Here is a 17,480-nt window from a genome sequence, read left to right as displayed (position 1 = left end):
CCGGAACTGAAACTCTGGCAGGCCGTCGGGACAGCCCCGGCGGCCTGTTTTGCACCAAAGGGACAAAAATGACCGAAACAGTCGTTAAACTGACGGATGTCTGGAAAATCTTTGGCGCAAAAGCCGAAGAAGCCATGGAAGCCGTCCGGAATGAAGGCATCGGAAAGCCTGAAGTTCTGGAGAGATTCAATTGTGTTGTTGGCGTGCAGGGCGCGTCCTTCGAAGTGCCAAGGGGCGAGATTTTCTGCATCATGGGCCTGTCAGGCTCTGGCAAATCGACGCTGGTACGACACGTTAATCGCCTGATCGAACCGACCGCCGGAAAGATCGAAATTCTGGGGCAGGATGTCTCCAAGATTTCCGAGGCCGAGCTGCGTCGCATTCGGGCCATGCAAATCGGGATGGTGTTTCAGCACATGGCACTGATGCCACACCGATCGGTTCGCGATAACGTCGCCTACCCGCTGGAAATCCGCAAAGTGTCCAAGTCGAAACGCTGGGCAGTTTCAGATCATGCACTGGGGTTGGTAGACCTGACAGGCTACGAGGATCGCCTGCCCAAAGAGTTGTCGGGTGGGATGCAGCAACGTGTGGGGATCGCCCGTGCGCTGGCCTCGGACCCCGAGATTTTGTTGATGGACGAGCCGTTCTCGGCGTTAGATCCGTTGATCCGGTTGCAACTGCAAGATCAGTTCAAGGCGCTTGTGGCGCAGCTGCAAAAGACGACGCTGTTCATCACCCACGACCTGGACGAGGCCATCCGTATCGGGCACCGGATCGCCATCATGAAAGACGGCGTCATAGTTCAGATTGGCACGCCCGAAGATATCGTCATGAACCCGGCGGATGACTATGTGCGTGAGTTCGTACAGGGCATTTCCAAACTCAAACTGGTCAAAGCGCATTCGATCATGGAACCAATCGACAGCTATTCCGGCTCGACTGAGGGCGCACCACGCGCGGATGAAGGGGCGGATTTGGACCAGTTGATCGACCTTGCCGTCAATACGGACTTGCCGGTCATCATCACCGATGCTGGCGCTGATGTAGGCGTGGTCACTAAACCGCGTTTGCTGCGCGGAATTCAGGGGGGCAAAAATGACTGATGCAACCACGGAAGTAAAAGTCACGGCCGCCTCGGATATCGAAGTCGATCGCGAGGCGCTGGACCGCTCGATCCACGAATTTACCGGGCCAAACGGCGACTACTACGTCAACGCGTTTCACAAAATCCATGACGCGACCAGCGGTATTCCCAATACCTTCAACATCTGGGCGGCTGTTTTGGGACCATTCTGGTCTGCGTCCCGCGCGATCTGGGGGATGTTCTGGACTTTCCTGATCCTGGAAATCATCGCGTGGGTTCAGATCGGTCGCGGTGCCTGGGGCAACCCCGGCGCTGATCTGGCCGAACGGGCTGAACGTCAGCAGACCCGCGCGAACGAGCTATTGGAACGTGCGACTGCGGCCACCGAAAAGGCGGACATTGACCGGTTCAACAAGTTGGCTGCGAATATCCAGAAGGCCGCAGATGCCAGTTTTGAGAAAGCGGCGTCCGCCCAGTCTGAGGCGTTTGGCATCATGGTTACAGGCCTGTTGATGTTGCTGGTTTTCAAGCTTGCGCAAGGTTTTTATGCGGACCGCGTGTACGAAAAGCAGTACTCGAATTGGCGGACAGATCCTGCCAGCACCGAAAGCGGCCGCTCGACCCGCAACACTGTTCTGGGTGCTGTTTTGGTGGCCGCAATTGGCCCGCTGATCGTGTACAAATTCACCGTAAACGCCTCACTTCCATTGTTGGATGCATTCCCCGAGCAGGAAGTCTCCGCAATGATATTGGGCGAAGGCAACGGAACGTTGTTCTCAAACCTGGCAAGCTGGATGGAGGCGCAAATAGATGCAGCCGCCGCAGCCGGCGGGGATGTATTCGACGGTATCGTGGCGGGTGTGCGATCTGTTCTGGACGCGTTGACGGTGGCATTGATCGGTTCCCCGTGGCCGGTTGTGATGTTAGTGATCTGTGTGACCGCGTGGCGCGCGGCAGGGCCAAGGGTGGCAATCTTCACCGCGTCTTCGTTGGCCTATATCGCGCTTCTGGGGTATTGGGATGTGGCGATGGAAACCGTGGCCTTGGTGGGCGCGGCGGTGCTGTTATGCGTGGTTTTTGGCATTCCGCTGGGCATCTGGTTCGGCAAATCCAAGCGCGCCTACCGGGCGGCCGAGCCGGTGTTGGACCTGATGCAGACATTGCCGGCGTTTGTCTACTTGATCCCAATCATCGCTTTCTTTGGCACAGGCAACCCGCCGGGCATTTTGGCGACAATCATCTTTGGTATGCCGCCAGTCATTCGCTTGACCGCGCTGGGGATGCGCGGGGTTCCGGAAAGCATCAAAGAGGCCGCCGTGGCCTTCGGGGCATCGAAATGGCAGTTGCTCAAGGATGTTGAGATCCCGCTTGCCCTGCCGTCGATCATGACCGGCGTGAACCAGACTATCCTGATGTGCTTGTCGATGGTGGTGATCATCTCGCTGATCGGCGGTGGAGGTCTGGGCAAGGAAATCCTTGAAGCGCTGCAATACGCTGCCAAAGGTCCGGGTCTGCTGGGTGGGTTCGCCATCCTGTTCCTGGCCATGGTCATGGACCGTATTGTTCAAGGTGCCTTCCGCCGAGAAGACGAAAAACTCTGAACGCAAGCGCCCCCGGTTCACATCGGGGGTGTTTTTCTTTCACCGGAGACGCAGATGACCGACCGTTACGAACAGTCTATGATGGACAATCTATATTGGTGGGGGATACCGACCCTATTTCGGTGCCCCAATCAAGGTCCCGAAGGGCAGGACATCGCTTTGGTCGGAGTGCCGCATTCGGCAGGCAACGGCACAACCGAGCGGGATCAGCATTTGGGCCCGCGTGCTTTGCGGCATGTCTCGGCCGTACAGCGGCGGGTACATTCGGTGTTTGAAATTGATCCGTGGAATTGTGCGAAGATTGCAGATGTAGGCGACGTTCCATTTCCGCGGGCAAACGATAACGAAGACTGCATCGAACGGATTACGGCTTTTTACAAAGACATCGATGCAGCCGGTGCGCACCCTGTGTCGATTGGCGGCGACCACTCCATCACTGGCGGGATCGTGCAAGCGCTGGGGCGCGGTAAACTGGCTGGTGGAGAGCCTGTCAGCTTTCTGCATCTGGACGCTCACACGGACGTGTTCACCAAGGTCGATCATTTCCTGGGGGCCAAGAAATCAGCGGCCCATTGGGGCGCGTATCTGGCGGATCAGGGGCAGGTCGACCCCACGCGATCCATGCAAATCGGACTTAGGGGCCATCCACGAAGCTTGGACTGGCTGCAGCCGTCTTACGACTATGGCTACAACATCGTCACCATGCGCGAGTTCAGGCAGCGCGGGTTGGAGGATGTCGTGGCCCAGACCAAAGAAGTGCTGGGGGACCGACCGGTCTATATCACCTTCGATCTGGATTGCCTTGACCCGACCGTTGCGCCTGCGGTGTCCAACCTGGAGCCGGGCGAGAAGGGGTTCGATATTGACGAGGCTGTCGGCATTCTGCGCGCGGCGCGGGGTCTGAACATCGTGGGTGGGGATGTCGTTTGCATGATGCCAACCAAGGACAGCCCGAACAACATCACCGCGCTGACGGCAGCTGCGGTGATGTTCGAAATGATCTCGATGATCGCCGAAAACGCCAGCTAGCGCCGTGCGTCCACAGCCTGCGCCAAAACGCAGAGCAGCTCGAACATCAGCGAAATGCCCAGCCACGCGGTGCCTCCGTTCGGATCGAATGGGGGCGATACTTCGACCAGATCAGCGCCAATCAGGTTCACACCAGACATCCGGCGGATGACCTGCTGCGCCTGAAAACTGTTTGGTCCGCCGATCTCGGGCGTTCCGGTGCCAGGGGCGTAGGTTGGGTCAACAAAATCAATGTCATAGGTGCAATAGGTTGGTGCTTGCCCAACGATACCGCGGACCTCGGCCATCACGTCGTCGATGCCCCGATCAAACAGTTCCTCGATGCGGATGATGCAGATACCCTGGGCCTCACCCCACTCGATGTCCTCGGTATTGTAGGCGGTGCCCCTAATGCCGACCTGTACAAATCGCTTGGGGTCAACCAGACCTTCTTCCACTGCGCGCCGAAACGGAGTGCCGTGGGTGAACTTATGGCCGCCAAAGTAGCCGTCGAATAGGTCTGTGTGGCTGTCGAATTGGATCAAACCCACGGGACCAGAGGCAGCCAGAGCCCGCAGCACCGGCAGTGTGGTCAGATGGTCCCCGCCTGCGGTAAGCGGAACAATGCCTTTTGCGTGCAGGTCCGCGTAGAAGTCCGTTATCCGGTTCAGGGTATCTTGGATATCGACCGGATTGGGTGCTACGTCGCCAAGATCGGCGCAATTGACCAATGAGAACGGCGCGACGCCTGTGACCGGGTTCATCGCGCGGATCATCGTGGAATAGTCCCGCAATTGTCGCGGACCATGCCGCGCGCCGGGGCGATTGGTGGTGCCGCCATCCCACGGGATGCCGATGAGACCGACCTGAACATCCAAAATCCGTTCGTGATCCAGGTCCAGGCTGGGCAAACGCATGAACGAGGGGATGCCGGCAAACCGGGCCAGCTCCATCGCTGATACCGGCTGAAAAAATGAATCGGTCATGGCCTTATCCTTCGCGCAATTCCCATTGGACCCTAGCGGCCCAATGAAGTGTTGGGAATGCTCTGCGGTTTTTATGTCAGAATGCGGAAACGTTTCCGGATTTCGGCATCCTGTTCAGCGCTCAAATATTCTGGGTGATGCCTGGCCAGAACTTCTTTGGCGTGATGTCGGGCAGATGACCATGCGTCTTTCGCACCATCGTTTTGCCACGTGCGGGGCTCTTGTCGATCGGCGAGTTCGGGGTAAAAGTAATCCCGCTCCATCGCCGCATAGGTCTGTGCGCTTCCCAAGAAATGCCCGTCCCCCAGGACCGATTGGCAGATGGCGTCAAAACCCAGGTTTTCCTCGCTCACCTCAATCCCGCGCAGCGCCCGATAAGTGTGTGAGTGCATTTCGTTGTCCAACACAAACCCCTCGAAGCTTGCGCCTAACAAGGATGCGGTCATGCCCGAGCTTTCATAGATTAAGTTGCCCCCGGCCAAGGCCGCAGCAAGCGACGTCATGCCTTTTTCAACGCCGTATTGCGCGTCGATGGCCTTTGCGTCAGTCATCGATGCGGCTATGCCCGAGGGCAGACCTAACCAGTTCGTGAGCTGCGCCGAGGCCGCGTTCAAAACGGCCGTCTCTCCGCTGCCGCCAGCAAAAGACCCGGTCCTGAGGTCTACGATGAAAGGCCAATTGGAAAATACCATCGGAAATCCGGGTTTGATCGCGTGGACCATGACAAGACTGGCCAATGTCTCGGCCAGCGATTGCGCCAAAAACCCGGCCAAAGTTGCCGGGGCCGTGGCACCGGCCTGCGCCGCTGTGATGCACGACATGGGAATGTTGTGAGCGACGCATTCATAGACGACATCAACCGCGTCCTCCCCGTAGCGCAGCGGAGAAATCACCGGGCTGATATGCGCTTTCAGAAACGGGCGTTTGGCGAATTCACCGGGCCCTCCGGCGACGATATCCAGCATCTCGACAATGGGACCAACATGTTCGGCCAGGGTAAATGATGTTGCCACTGGTTTGGTCGTATTGCGCACCAGCGCATAGGCGGTGTTGACGTCCAGATCGAATACATCAGGTACATCTGTGGCCACGCAGCATCGGGTGAACCAGCTGACGTTGGCCAGCGTGTCCTGCAATCGGGTGAAGTCATGCAAATCCGCCAAGGTAGAGGGGCGATAACGGCCGCTATCGATGTCCAGCGTTTGAACAGCGGCGCCACCCGTGCCGAAAAACACGCGGTCGCCGCCAACCTGGATCGAGCGGTTTTCGTCCCGGCCGTGGAACACGAAACTTTTGGGGGCTGTATCGATTGCGCGCTGAACCATTCCACGCGGGAACAGCAACCGGTCTTGTTGACCCGCCTGCGCACCTGCGGCTTTGAGGTCTGCCGCTAATCTGTCTGGCACGTTTCCCATGCCCAAACGCTCGAGCAGCCGCAGTGCCGTGTCGTATATCTGTTCGATCTCGGGCTGGCGCAGAGGTTTATAAGCGCCGCCCTTCTGGCCGGGTGGGCAGGGGTCTACGACCGGTTTGGCTGCTCGCTGGGCATGCCGCGCTTTTCGGCCGCTGCGTTTAGAACCCTCTGATGACATCCGGTCCAATTCCTTTTTTTTCACTTTCCTGCACCGTAATGGGCGGAACATCCCGGCATCAAAGGCGAATTGCCTTTTTCAGAATCCGAAATCGCAGTTTCGATTTTCCTGCACCCGCATTTGCGCAGTTGTCGCCCCAGCCTTTTCTTCCGCAAGACTTGGACGAAATCTTACGGAGCAAAGCCAATGAAGTCGCGTACCAAAGTCGTTGTGATCGGCGGCGGCATCGCCGGATGTTCGACCCTTTATCATTTGACGCAAGAGGGGTGGACCGATGTGGTGCTGGTCGAACGGAACGAATTGACCTCGGGCACGACGTGGCATTCGGCCGCGCAAGTGACGAACTTTGGCATGAACCAGACGATGGTGGGCCTGAAAACGCACTCGATCCAATTGTACAAGGAGTTAGCCGACGATCCGGATTATCCGATCAACTACCACTACGGGGATGGCGGAATACGCCTGGCCAATACCGAGGGCCAGATGCAGGGCTATCGCCACTTTGCATCCATGGCACGGGGTATGGATGTGCATTTCGAGGTGATTGACGCGGACGAATGTGCCCGCCGCCACCCTTTGATTTCGACCGACAACCTGATTGGCGGGCTGTGGGACCCGCTGGACGGGGATATTGATCCTGCTCAGTTGTGTCAGGCCTTGGCGCGCCGGGCACGCAAGGCAGGCGCAGAAGTTTATCGAAATACGCCGGTGACGGGTCTGGTGCAGCACGCCGACGACACCTGGACTGTGCAGACAGAGCATGGCGACATCGATTGCGACATCGTGGTCAACGCCTGCGGATATCGCGTCAACGAAGTCGGTGCCATGATGGGCGTTCATCATCCTGTTTCGTCGATGGAGCACCAGTACTTCCTGACCGAAGAGATACAGGCGATCCGCGACGCGGGGCATCGGATGCCTCTGCTGCGTTGTCCGATCAGTGACTATTATTGCCGGCAAGAAAAGAACGGCCTGTTGCTCGGGTTTTACGAACAGGACTGCAAGACCTGGGGTATGGACGGGATTGATCCGAACTTTGTGAATGCCCTTTGCCCCGATGATTTGGACCGCGTGACGGACGTGTTGGAAGGCGCATTCGCGCGGATGCCCGCGCTGATGGAGGTTGGTATTCACACGGTGGTCAATGGGCCGATTACTTACACGATCGACGGGGCTCCGCTGGTGGGACCGATCCCTGGCAAACGCAACGCGTTTTGTATCATCGGTCTGCGCGCTGGGCTGGGCGAAGGGGGTGGGCATGGGTGGCTGCTGGCCCAACAGATTGTGTACGGCGAGGCGTGTTACGATACGTGGTGCCTCGATCCCCGGCGGTTCACGGGTCATGCAAACGTCGAATTGACCGCGCTTAAGGCTATCGAGGACTATCAGAACGAATTTCGGTTCCACTTTCCGCATGAACATCGCCCTGCAGGGCGTCCGGCCAAAACCACACCTCTGACGCCGGTGCTGGCGGCGGAGGGGGCCGAGTTCACAGTGGTCAACGGGTGGGAGAGGGTGGATTACATCAAACCTTCGCCGGAATTCACGCCGACGCATAGTTTCGGTTTTGACGAAACATTTGACGTGATCGCCACTGAGGTTCGGAATGTGCAATCGGGTGTTGGACTGGCCGAGGTGAACGGGTTCAATCGGATCGAAATCACTGGAAATGACCGGCATGCTTTTCTGGACCGGATGTTCTGCGGGCTTGTGACCCGGCGCGAGGGGCGTGTTGGGCTAGGGTACCTGCTGAACCATCATGGTATGATCAAAGCCGAGGCTACTGTCGCCAATCTACCGGCCAGCGATCGGGGGGAGGCGCGCGTCTGGTATGGCTCAGCCGCAGCAAGCGAATTTCATGACATGGATTGGCTACGCCAGCACATGCGACGCGATGAAGACGTTCATCTGCGCAGTTTGACAAATGACCAAACCATATTGGTGCTCGCTGGCCCGAAGGCGCGAAACGTCTTGTCGGCCTGCGCCCGAGGGGATTGGTCGGCTGAGGCTTTCCCGTGGCTCAATGTGCGCGAGTGCTTCGTTGGCATCGCTCCGGCTACGGTCATGAACCTCAGCTTTTCGGGTGAATTGGCCTATGAAATCCACGTACCCAACGCCTCGCTCTACGCGGCCTATCTGGCGTTACGGCAAGCAGGTGAGGCGCACGGGTTGAAGGTGTTCGGGGCACGGGCGGTTGAATCGATGCGGATGGAGAAGAGCTTTCTTCATTGGAAAGCAGACCTGATCACCGAGTTCGATCCCTATGAAACAGGATTGGACAGGTTCGTCCGAATGAATAAGGGAGATTTTGTCGGGCGGAACGCTTTGTTAAATCGGCAATCGGAGAAGCTTCGCAAGAAGCTTGTCGTTCTTCAGGTTTCCTCAACCTTCGGTCCTGCACATCCTGGAGCGTCATTGATGCAGGGGGATAAGGTGGTTGGAACCGTCACATCGGGCGAATGGGGGCACCGCACCGAGTTGAATCTGGCGCATGCATTTGTCGATCCCGCCTACGCGGATATCGGATGTGAAATGGATCTGGACAGTTGCGGTCAGCGTGTGCGCGCAACGGTCATTCCGTCGTGCCCATATGACCCGGGCTTTGACCGGATGAAGGCGTAACTGGAACTTTGGCATTGCCGCAAGAGTAAATCTTTGCTTGGCTAGTTTCGAGCAAATCGAAACAATGATTGGCACCCATGTCCAAATCGCTGAGCCTGAGATGGTTGGAAATCTTCCAATTGATCGCCAAATCCGGATCGATCCAACAGGTCGCGTCCGAAACGGGTTTGTCGATCAGCACGGTCTCGAACCACCTGCGCAGCTTGGAAAACACGCTTGGTATCGAGCTGGTCGATCATGGGCGCAGACCCATGGGCCTGACGCCCGCGGGCGAAGTCTTTGCGCGATATGTCCGCGACGGTTTGACTGTTCTGAAACGCGGCGAGGCCGAAATCCGAACGGGCAATTGGCAACATGCGACCGACCTGCGATTGGCGCTTATTGACGATTTCGACAACCAGATCGCGCCTGATATGGTCCGGTTTCTGGCGCAGGCATTGCCGCGTTGCAATTTTCGTCACTATACGCGTCCCAGCCACGAAATCCTCTCCAAGCTACAGGAACACAAACTGGATGTGGGCGTTGCCACTCGACCGCCTGGGCGAACCGAAGGATTGATTGAGTACCCGTTGATGCGGGACCCGTTTCTTGTCGTGCTGCCCAACAGTTTTGAAGGGTCGCCAGAAGAGTTGTTTCACCCGGACGCGGACTTACCCCTATTACGGTATTCGCGGGACTATGTGATCGGGAAGCAGATCGAGATTCAATTGGCACGCAGCAAGTTTAGCCTACCGAACAGGTTCGAACTGGAATGCAACCAGTCGATCATCGGTTTGGTGGCTCAGGGTAGCGGTTGGGCGATCACGACGGCCGCCTGTTTTCATCGGACCCAGCGGTTCCATAACAGTGTCAAAGCCATGCCGTTTCCCGGTAGAAACTTCGTGCGAACCGTGTCGCTGTTCACGACCGAAGTGTATCCCGTGACGACCTCGGAACTGATCCAGAAAGTTATGGTGAAACTGATCCGGCAACATTTCACTCGCCCAATGTGCGCCAAGCATCCTTGGCTAAAAAACGACTTCCGCACGATGGAGGGGGAGGCGGCTTAGCCCGGCGCAGGCTTACCAAGCGACGGTCGATTTACAATTCTCGTCGCCAGTTGTTCGCCAGTCCCGGCGGTTTGGTTCTCGACCATCTCCACCAGTTGCAGGGCCGCTTTGCGCCCCATTTCACGATGTGGCACATGCACAGTCGTCAGGGCCGGGGAAACGATTCGGGCGAGTTCGATATCGTCAAAACCCGTGATCGATACATCGCCAGGCACGTCCAACCCCATCTCTTGGGCCTGTCGCAAGGCACCTGCGGCCAACACATCGTTCCCACACAAGATTGCAGTCGGCGGCGGGTCAGCGTTCATCAGGTCGCGGAAGGCTTTGGCACCGTTTTCGATCTCATAGGATGTTTCGACAAGAGTCAGATTGCTGGCCGCGAGCCCGCTATCAGATATCGCATCCCGGATGCCCTGAACCCTGAGCCGGGCGCGATCATTCCCGTCTACGAGACCCGAGATCACGCCGATCTGTGTATGCCCCAATTCAATAACATGGCTGGCGAGGTCGAACATGGCCGCGCGATTGTCAAATCCGACGGAAGGCAACTTGGAGTCCGGCAAATAGGACCATGCGACCAATGCCGGAATTTTCCGCTGGCTCAGAAAGTCGTAGATCTTGGGATCGCGGTCATGTCCGATCAGCAGCAGCCCGTCGGCCCCTCGTGCAATCAGGGTCCTGATTTGCTCTTCTTCGATTTCAGGTTTGTAAGCTGAACTTGAGACCAGCAGCGTATAACCGCGCTGGTGCAACTCTTCCTGAAAGGATTGAAGTCCACGCGCGAAGATCGCGTTTTCCATGGTCGGTATGATCGCCCCGATGGTGAACGACCGCTTGGCGGCCATTACGCGCGCCGCAAAGTTTGGCGTGTACCCCAGCGCATCAACTGCCGAAAGGACGCGTTTGCGGGTCGCTTCGACCACTCGGTCCGGGCTGTTGAGGCAACGCGACACAGTAGCCGTCGAAACGTCGGCCATTTTTGCCACATCATCCAGTGTCGGCGCCGACCGAGGTTTCTCCATTTCCAAACTCACAATTTGCTTTTGCCAATAACTCTAAACTCAACTGCCGCCAGAGGGAAGTGGATATGTAAGCGCTTGCATTTTGAATGTAAGCGCTTACAAATGGCGTTGGGCCGAATCTGAAAAGGGAGTCCAAGAGATGTTTCTTGCTGCGTCCGCACTCGTGTTTGCCATCTATTTTGCGAACGTGGCGCTGGGGGCTTTTGCAAACAGCGCCTTTCTTGGTGACGTCGGAGAGATGTTGGTTCTGTTCGCGGCATCGATCCTGTTCGTTGTCGCAATTCTAAAAAGGGAAGCTGTCCGCGATGCAAAAAAGGGTGGCTGAATTTTTTGCTTGGGAGGGCACTAAATGAAAAACGACAGAAATGAACTGGCGTCCGTCGAACGCCGTAATTTCCTAAAGCTGAGCGCCAGTGGGTCATTCACTGCAGCGCTGGTTGCAGGTGCAGGCGGCGTCCTTTGGTCGTCCGAGGCTGTGGCGCAGACAGCCAAAGAAGAAAGTGAGCGTGAAAAGGCAGCGGACCATGTCATGACGGTCGCGACCGCATATGTACTGGGCGCGTCACGCAGCTATCCTATCATGCAGCTTGATCTGAAAGAAAACATCCAGAACGCGACGAACGGCAAGGTGTACGTCAAACTTGCGCCGGGTGGTCAGCTGGGTGCTGGCGGCGCATTGGTGCAGAAAGTGCAGGGCGGAACCATTCAGGCGGCGCAGCATTCGCTGTCCAACTTCGCGCCGTTCGCGTCGACCGTTGACCTTATCAACATGCCGTATCTGTGCGGGTCGAACCAGCGGTTCACCAACCTTGTACATTCGGATACGTGGCAGAACGAAGTTCACCCGAAAGTCGAGGCCGCTGGCTTCAAGGCCCTGTTCTATGTGGTGATCGACCCGCGCGTTGTTGCAGTGCGTCAGGGCGGTAATGCAATCATCACGCCGGGTGACATGAGCGGCGTGAAGTTCCGCGTGCCCGGCTCGAAAATGCTGCAGCAGTACTACCGCATGGTCGGTGCAAACCCGACGCCTGTTGCTTGGGGTGAAACCCCCTCAGCGATCAAGCAGGGTGTTGCGGATGCGCTCGATCCATCGGTCGGAGCGCTGTATGTGTTTGGCTTCAAGGACATCCTCAGCCACGTGACCTTTACGCAGGCCGTTCCGGACAGTCAGGTTTATTCGTGTAACCTCGAATGGTTCAATTCGATGCCGCCGGACGTTCAGGAAGGCATCATGTGGGGTTCGGAAATGACCAGCCATCAGAACCTTTCCAAAGTTCCCTCGGCCCGTGCCTTTGCCATGGCCGAACTGAACAAGGCCGGAGTGGAGTTCCATTCGCTTAACGCGGATCAACTGGCCGAGTGGGAAAGCGTTGGGGGCTACCAAAACGCCGATTGGGATCCGTTCAAGACAGAGCTGGCCGGGTCGATGGACGCCTTTGAGAAACTGGTCGAGGCGGCTGGGACACAAGGAAAATACTACGTCCACGACGCATGACCTAAACCGGCGGACGTCTTTTTGGCGTCCGCAATCACTCAACAGCAGTCAGGCCTGAAAGGGCCCAAAACAGAAGGCCGCGCCTGACTGTTCTGTCGCCGAGGGAACCGATGACCTTACTCCAAAACATAGATCGCAACGCCGAGCGCTGGCTGCTGCTGGTGTTCTACGTGATGCTGGTCATCACCATGGCCATCGAGGTTCTGCGACGCGAGATATTCGCCTATTCCTCAATCTGGGGGGAAGAAATCGTCCGGTATTCCTTCATCTATTTGGCCTGGATCGGCGCTGCGGCGGCGGTCAAAGAGCGGGCGCATATCCGGATTGATGTGGTCATGCATTACCTCGGGCCGCGTCCCAAGGCCCTACTGTACATCTTCGGCGATCTGGTGATGTTCGCAGTCGCTGTGATCGCGCTTTACTGGTCGTACGAGGCGGTTCACGTCTCGGCCAAGTTTGGATCAGTGACTGACGGCCTCCGGGTGTCGAAAGTCTGGTTCCTGATGGCAGTGCCGACCGGATTCGCGCTGATGATCTGGCGCCTGATCCAATCGTTTATGCGTGACTTCAAATCCCTTCGCGACGGCACGCCCGTCTTCGAAGGTGACAAGCTGTTTGACTGAGGGGATTTGAGATGCTCTGGAATACTCTCAATCAAACCGTAGAACTGGGCTGGGATTTCTACCTGCCCGTCATTCTGTTCGTTGTTCTGATCGCCATGGCTGTTCCGGTTTGGGCAGCGATTGGTTCTGCTGCCATCGTGATGTTGGTCATGTCGGGCGATCTACCGCTGAGCCTGGTGGGCGAGAGCCTGTTTACCGGGATCGACGCCTTTGCCCTGACCGCCGTGCCGCTGTTTATCCTGACAGGTGACGTGCTGGTCCGTACCGGTTTGTCACGTAAATTCCTGGATGTGGCTGAGGCGCTGACTTGCTTCGCCAAGGGTGGGTTTGGCTCGGCCACCGTTCTGGTTTGCGGCATGTTCGCCGCCATTTCGGGGTCGGATGCCGCTGGCGCGGCCGCTGTCGGTCGCATGACCATCAACCGGTTGGTCGAAAGCGGGTATCCGCGCCCCTACGCCTGCGCCTTGGTCGCGGCCGGGGCTTGCACCGGCATCCTGATCCCACCGTCGATTGCCTACATCATCATCGGCCTCGTTCTGGGGATTTCTGCGTCGACCCTATTCCTGGCCGCACTGATCCCGGGGCTCGCCATTCTGGTTTCGATCCTGATCACCAACATCATCATGAACCGTCTCTACGCTTATGAGGGTGGCGGCATGATGACGATGGGCGAGTGGCTGGCCAATTTGGGTAAAGCGCTGAAGTCCGGCTGGTACGCGTTTATCGTGCCCGGAATTATCTTCTACGGCATCTTCTCGGGTCGCCTGACCCCGACCGAGGCGGGTGCCACCGCCGTGGTTGTCACCATCATCATGGGTTTCATCCTGCGCACGCTGACATTGGCCGACTTTCCGTCGATGCTGGTCAGCTCAGCCAAGGTGAACGGGGTGATCCTGCCGATCATTGCCTTTTCGGCCCCCTTGGCCGAAGCGCTGGCGATCATGGGCGTGCCGCAAGGGTTCGTCGCCTCGATCACTTCGCTGACCGACGATCCGTACCTGCTGATCCTGCTGATGATCGGTATCCTGATTGCTGCGGGCTGCGTTATGGAAACGACGCCCAATATCGTAATCCTTGCTCCTATCCTGAAACCGCTGGCCGACAATATCGGCATGAACGAAATCCAGTTCTGCATCATGATGATCACCGCACTGGGCGTCGGTTTCATCACACCGCCGCTTGGCCTGAACCTGTTCGTCGTATCTGGCATTACGGGTGAGTCCATTCTGAAGATTGCGGCCCGTGCTATTCCATTCGTATTAACAATGCTGATCGTAGTTCTTCTGATTGCTTACGTTCCGGCGGTTTCGACCACTTTGCTTCCTGAAATCTACCAATAGGACCTACTGAATATGCCTCGCGACTATCTGAAAAAGGCGACCCTGACGGCTCAATCTCATGCCACGGAAGTGCATGATACAGTGAAGACAATCCTTGCCGACATTGAGGCTAGCGGGGATGCCAAAGCGCTGGAATATGCGGTCAAGTTCGACAAGTTTGACGGCAACGTGTTGATGACCGCCGATGAGATCGAGGCCGCCTGCGCGCTTGTCCCCGAAAGGCTCAAGGCGGATATTCGGTTTGCTCACGACAACGTTCGCCGGTTTGCTGAAACGCAGAAATCCACGGTGTCTGACGTTGAGATGGAAATTGTCCCGGGCTTTATCGCTGGCCAAAAGGCCATCCCTGTGGACGCGGCTGGCTGCTATGTGCCCGGCGGACGCTATAGCCATATTGCCAGCGCGATCATGACGGTCACTACGGCCAAGGTTGCCGGGTGCCGCCACATCACGGCCTGCTCGCCTCCGCGTCCAGGAGAAGGCGTTGCGCCTGCGATTGTGTATGCAGCGCATATCTGCGGTGCGGACAGCATTCTGGCCATGGGCGGCGTTCAGGGCGTGGCCGCCATGACCTATGGTTTGTTCGGCCTGCCGAGCGCAAATATTCTTGTGGGCCCAGGCAATCAGTTTGTGGCCGAGGCTAAACGTATTCTCTATGGCAAAGTTGGCATCGACATGATTGCCGGGCCGACGGACAGCCTGATCCTTGCGGACGGTTCCGCAGATGCGCATGTGGTGGCCACCGACTTGGTGAGCCAGGCGGAACACGGCTATAACTCTCCGGTTTGGCTGGTGACAGATGACCGGGACCTTGCGCAAAAAGTCATGGAGCTGGTGCCAGCGCTGATCGAGGATCTGCCTGAACTCAACCGAGAAAACGCCTTTGCTGCGTGGCGTGATTATGCCGAAGTCATCGTCTGTTCAGATCGTGAAGAAATGGCGGCCTGTTCGGACGATTATGCGCCCGAACACCTGACCGTTCAGGCCGAGGACCTGGATTGGTGGCTGGGTCGGTTGACCTGCTATGGATCGCTGTTCCTGGGTGAAGAAACCACAGTGTCCTACGGTGACAAGGCGACTGGTACGAACCACGTTCTGCCGACATCCGGCGCGGCCAGCTATACCGGCGGCTTGAGCGTCCATAAGTACATGAAGATCGTCACATGGCAGCGCGCTACACGCGAAGGCTCGAAATCCATTGCCGAGGCGACCGCTCGCATTTCCAGGTTGGAGGGTATGGAAGGGCATGCGCGGGCTGCGGACGTGCGCCTTGCCAAATACTTCCCTGACGAACAGTTCAACCTGACCGCCGATGAATGATCCGCGCGCGTTGTTCGATCTGACCGGGCGTGTCGCTTGCGTGACCGGCGCAAGCTCGGGCCTTGGGCGTCGTGCAGCGCTTGTGTTGGCCTCAGCGGGTGCGTGCGTCGTCGGCGTCGCCCGTCGACCGGAAGCATTGGCAGAATTGCAAGCTGAAGGGGGCGACAACGTGGCCACAGTTGTTGCCGACGTGGCCGATCGGTCGCGCGTGGCATCGCTCGCCGAGGAAGTCGCAGCCAGTTTTGGCGCGCCGGACATCATCGTGCATGCGGCGGGTATCAACACGCGCGAAGTGGCAGATGACGTGACCACCGAAGGCTGGGACAAGACGCTTGAGCTGAACCTGAGCGCGCCGTTCTTCCTAAGCCAGGCAATGGTTCCTGCGATGAAAGCTCGGGGGTGGGGGCGGATCGTGAATTTCGCCTCGCTTCAGACCACGCGTGCTTTTCCGGGCGGTATTGCTTATGGGGCCAGCAAGGCCGGGGTCGGGCAACTGACGCGGGCCATGGCCGAGGCTTGGTCCGCTGACGGCATCACTGCAAATGCCATCGGGCCGGGTTTTTTCCCGACCGAACTGACGCAGGCTGTGTTCGATGACACCGACCGGGCAACCCGTAACGCGGCGCAAACCTGCATGAACCGAAACGGGCAGATGGAGGATATCGATGGGCCGATCCTGTTTTTGTGCTCACGGGCGTCCAACTACGTCACAGGGCAAGTTTTGATGGTCGATGGAGGGTTTACTGCGAAATGAAAGCGCTTGTTTATCAGGGTGTTGAGCATTTGGCCTATGAGGACGTACCAGATGCTGCGCCCGACATAGGTGAGCAATTGATCCGGGTCGAGGCCGTCGGGATTTGCGGCTCGGATATGCACGCCTATTTGGGTCACGACGCGCGCCGACCTGCACCGCTTATTCTGGGTCACGAGGCCGCAGGGACGATTGTTGGAGGTCCACGCGACGGTACGCGCGTAACGATCAATCCTTTGGTTAACTGCGGTGTCTGCCCAGCGTGTGAGGCAGGTCGGGAAAACCTATGCCCCAGCCGGCAGATCATCTCGATGCCACCGCGTGAAGGGGCTTTTGCCCAATATGTGGCCATGCCAGATGCAAATCTGGTTGAGGTGCCGGACCACGTATCATTTCAGCAGGCCGCTTTGGCTGAGCCATTGGCGGTGAGCTGGCACGCGGTTCGTTTGGGGTTAGAGGCGCTGCATCAGGGAATGGCGCGTGATGCGTTGGTGATTGGCGGTGGTGCGATTGGTGTGGCGGCAGCTTTGGCACTGGCAGCGGTCGGCATTGACGATATTGTCATCATCGAACCGAATGATATGCGGCGCGCCTATTTACAGAGTTTGGGCTCTTTCAATGTGGTTGAAGCCACGGATGATACGTTCTCACTGGTTGTTGACGCAGTGGGGTATTCTGCAACCCGTGCTGCCGCTTCCCATCACGTTCAGCCGGGAGGCGTTATCGTGCATGTTGGGTTGGGTGAGGATGCTGGCGGTTTGGATATACGTCGTATGACCTTGCAGGAGATCACGTTTATCGGCACCTATACTTATACTGCCGAGGATTTCAGGAAGACCGCGCAGGCGATATTCGATGGCCGACTGGGCTCGTTGGACTGGATACAGGAACGGGCCTTGTCTGACGCCGCCGACGCCTTTCGCGATTTGCGAAAAGGTGCCGTGGCCGCACCTAAGATCATCCTCGCACCCTGGGTCTAGTCCA

The 17,480-nt window shown here is 57.6% G+C and carries 15 protein-coding genes; 12 read left to right on the top strand and 3 right to left on the bottom strand.

Going from position 1 to position 17,480, the window contains the following annotated elements; genetic code table 11:
- The first annotated feature begins 68 nt into the window (after positions 1–68).
- The 3 genes from AC2FJC_RS02645 to AC2FJC_RS02635 are packed head-to-tail and all read left to right on the top strand — an operon-like array spanning position 69 to position 3,717.
- A complete protein-coding gene (locus AC2FJC_RS02645; protein ID WP_113790018.1) occupies positions 69–1,106 on the top strand; it encodes a quaternary amine ABC transporter ATP-binding protein in 1,038 nt (345 codons plus the stop codon).
- Positions 1,099–2,688, top strand: a complete 1,590-nt coding sequence (locus tag AC2FJC_RS02640) for an ABC transporter permease (RefSeq protein ID WP_058275411.1) — start codon at positions 1,099–1,101, stop codon at positions 2,686–2,688. The genes AC2FJC_RS02645 and AC2FJC_RS02640 overlap by 8 nt, the downstream gene beginning before the upstream one ends.
- Before the next feature lie 54 nt (positions 2,689–2,742).
- Positions 2,743–3,717 carry an arginase family protein gene (locus tag AC2FJC_RS02635; protein ID WP_496738295.1) on the top strand — a complete coding sequence of 325 codons (975 nt, stop codon included), beginning with the start codon at positions 2,743–2,745 and terminating at the stop codon, positions 3,715–3,717.
- On the opposite strand, the gene AC2FJC_RS02630 is transcribed toward AC2FJC_RS02635, so the two are convergent.
- Together AC2FJC_RS02630 and AC2FJC_RS02625 are read right to left on the bottom strand one after the other, a co-directional pair.
- Positions 3,714–4,682, bottom strand: coding sequence for an agmatinase (locus tag AC2FJC_RS02630; RefSeq protein WP_496738294.1), 969 nt, complete (start codon positions 4,680–4,682; stop codon positions 3,714–3,716). The two genes, AC2FJC_RS02635 and AC2FJC_RS02630, sit on opposite strands and share 4 nt — an antisense overlap.
- Before the next feature lie 71 nt (positions 4,683–4,753).
- A complete protein-coding gene (locus tag AC2FJC_RS02625) occupies positions 4,754–6,274 on the bottom strand; it encodes a trimethylamine methyltransferase family protein (protein ID WP_496738332.1) in 1,521 nt (506 codons plus the stop codon).
- A 186-nt stretch (positions 6,275–6,460) separates the two neighbouring features.
- Here AC2FJC_RS02625 and AC2FJC_RS02620 point away from each other — a divergent pair, with 186 nt between their 5' ends.
- Positions 6,461–8,896 (top strand): GcvT family protein, encoded by a 2,436-nt coding sequence (locus AC2FJC_RS02620; protein WP_496738293.1) that lies wholly within the window; start codon positions 6,461–6,463, stop codon positions 8,894–8,896.
- A gap of 77 nt (positions 8,897–8,973) precedes the next feature.
- The gene (locus AC2FJC_RS02615) at positions 8,974–9,945 is read left to right on the top strand and encodes a LysR family transcriptional regulator (RefSeq protein ID WP_496707022.1); all 972 of its coding nucleotides are present in this window, start codon (positions 8,974–8,976) and stop codon (positions 9,943–9,945) included.
- Here the strand turns inward: AC2FJC_RS02615 and AC2FJC_RS02610 are convergent.
- Positions 9,942–10,967 carry a LacI family DNA-binding transcriptional regulator gene (locus tag AC2FJC_RS02610; RefSeq protein WP_496738292.1) on the bottom strand — a complete coding sequence of 342 codons (1,026 nt, stop codon included), beginning with the start codon at positions 10,965–10,967 and terminating at the stop codon, positions 9,942–9,944. The genes AC2FJC_RS02615 and AC2FJC_RS02610 overlap by 4 nt on opposite strands.
- Positions 10,968–11,106: 139 nt before the next feature.
- Between AC2FJC_RS02610 and AC2FJC_RS02605 the strand changes: the two genes are divergently transcribed.
- The 7 genes from AC2FJC_RS02605 (at position 11,107) to AC2FJC_RS02575 (ending at position 17,476) form a co-directional block, all read left to right on the top strand.
- Positions 11,107–11,292, top strand: a complete 186-nt coding sequence (locus AC2FJC_RS02605; protein WP_113789729.1) for a hypothetical protein — start codon at positions 11,107–11,109, stop codon at positions 11,290–11,292.
- Positions 11,293–11,316: 24 nt separating this feature from the next.
- A complete protein-coding gene (locus tag AC2FJC_RS02600) occupies positions 11,317–12,462 on the top strand; it encodes a TRAP transporter substrate-binding protein (protein ID WP_058275419.1) in 1,146 nt (381 codons plus the stop codon).
- 110 nt (positions 12,463–12,572) lie between these two features.
- Entirely contained in the window at positions 12,573–13,085 is a 513-nt protein-coding gene (locus AC2FJC_RS02595) for a TRAP transporter small permease (protein WP_496725514.1), read from the top strand.
- An 11-nt stretch (positions 13,086–13,096) separates the two neighbouring features.
- Positions 13,097–14,425, top strand: a complete 1,329-nt coding sequence (locus AC2FJC_RS02590) for a TRAP transporter large permease (protein ID WP_496725515.1) — start codon at positions 13,097–13,099, stop codon at positions 14,423–14,425.
- 12 nt (positions 14,426–14,437) lie between these two features.
- Entirely contained in the window at positions 14,438–15,745 is a 1,308-nt protein-coding gene (gene hisD, locus AC2FJC_RS02585; RefSeq protein ID WP_496738291.1) for a histidinol dehydrogenase, read from the top strand.
- Complete coding sequence (locus AC2FJC_RS02580) at positions 15,738–16,499, top strand: SDR family NAD(P)-dependent oxidoreductase (RefSeq protein WP_496738290.1); 762 nt, start codon at positions 15,738–15,740, stop codon at positions 16,497–16,499. The genes hisD and AC2FJC_RS02580 overlap by 8 nt, the downstream gene beginning before the upstream one ends.
- Entirely contained in the window at positions 16,496–17,476 is a 981-nt protein-coding gene (locus tag AC2FJC_RS02575) for a zinc-dependent alcohol dehydrogenase (protein WP_496738289.1), read from the top strand. Before AC2FJC_RS02580 ends, AC2FJC_RS02575 begins: the two co-directional genes overlap by 4 nt.
- The last annotated feature ends 4 nt before the right edge of the window (positions 17,477–17,480 follow it).

Source organism: Ruegeria sp. CDSB117 (assembly GCF_059611005.1).
The sequence above is the reverse complement of the archived record's forward strand: the minus strand, read 5'-3'. Positions and strand labels throughout refer to the sequence as shown.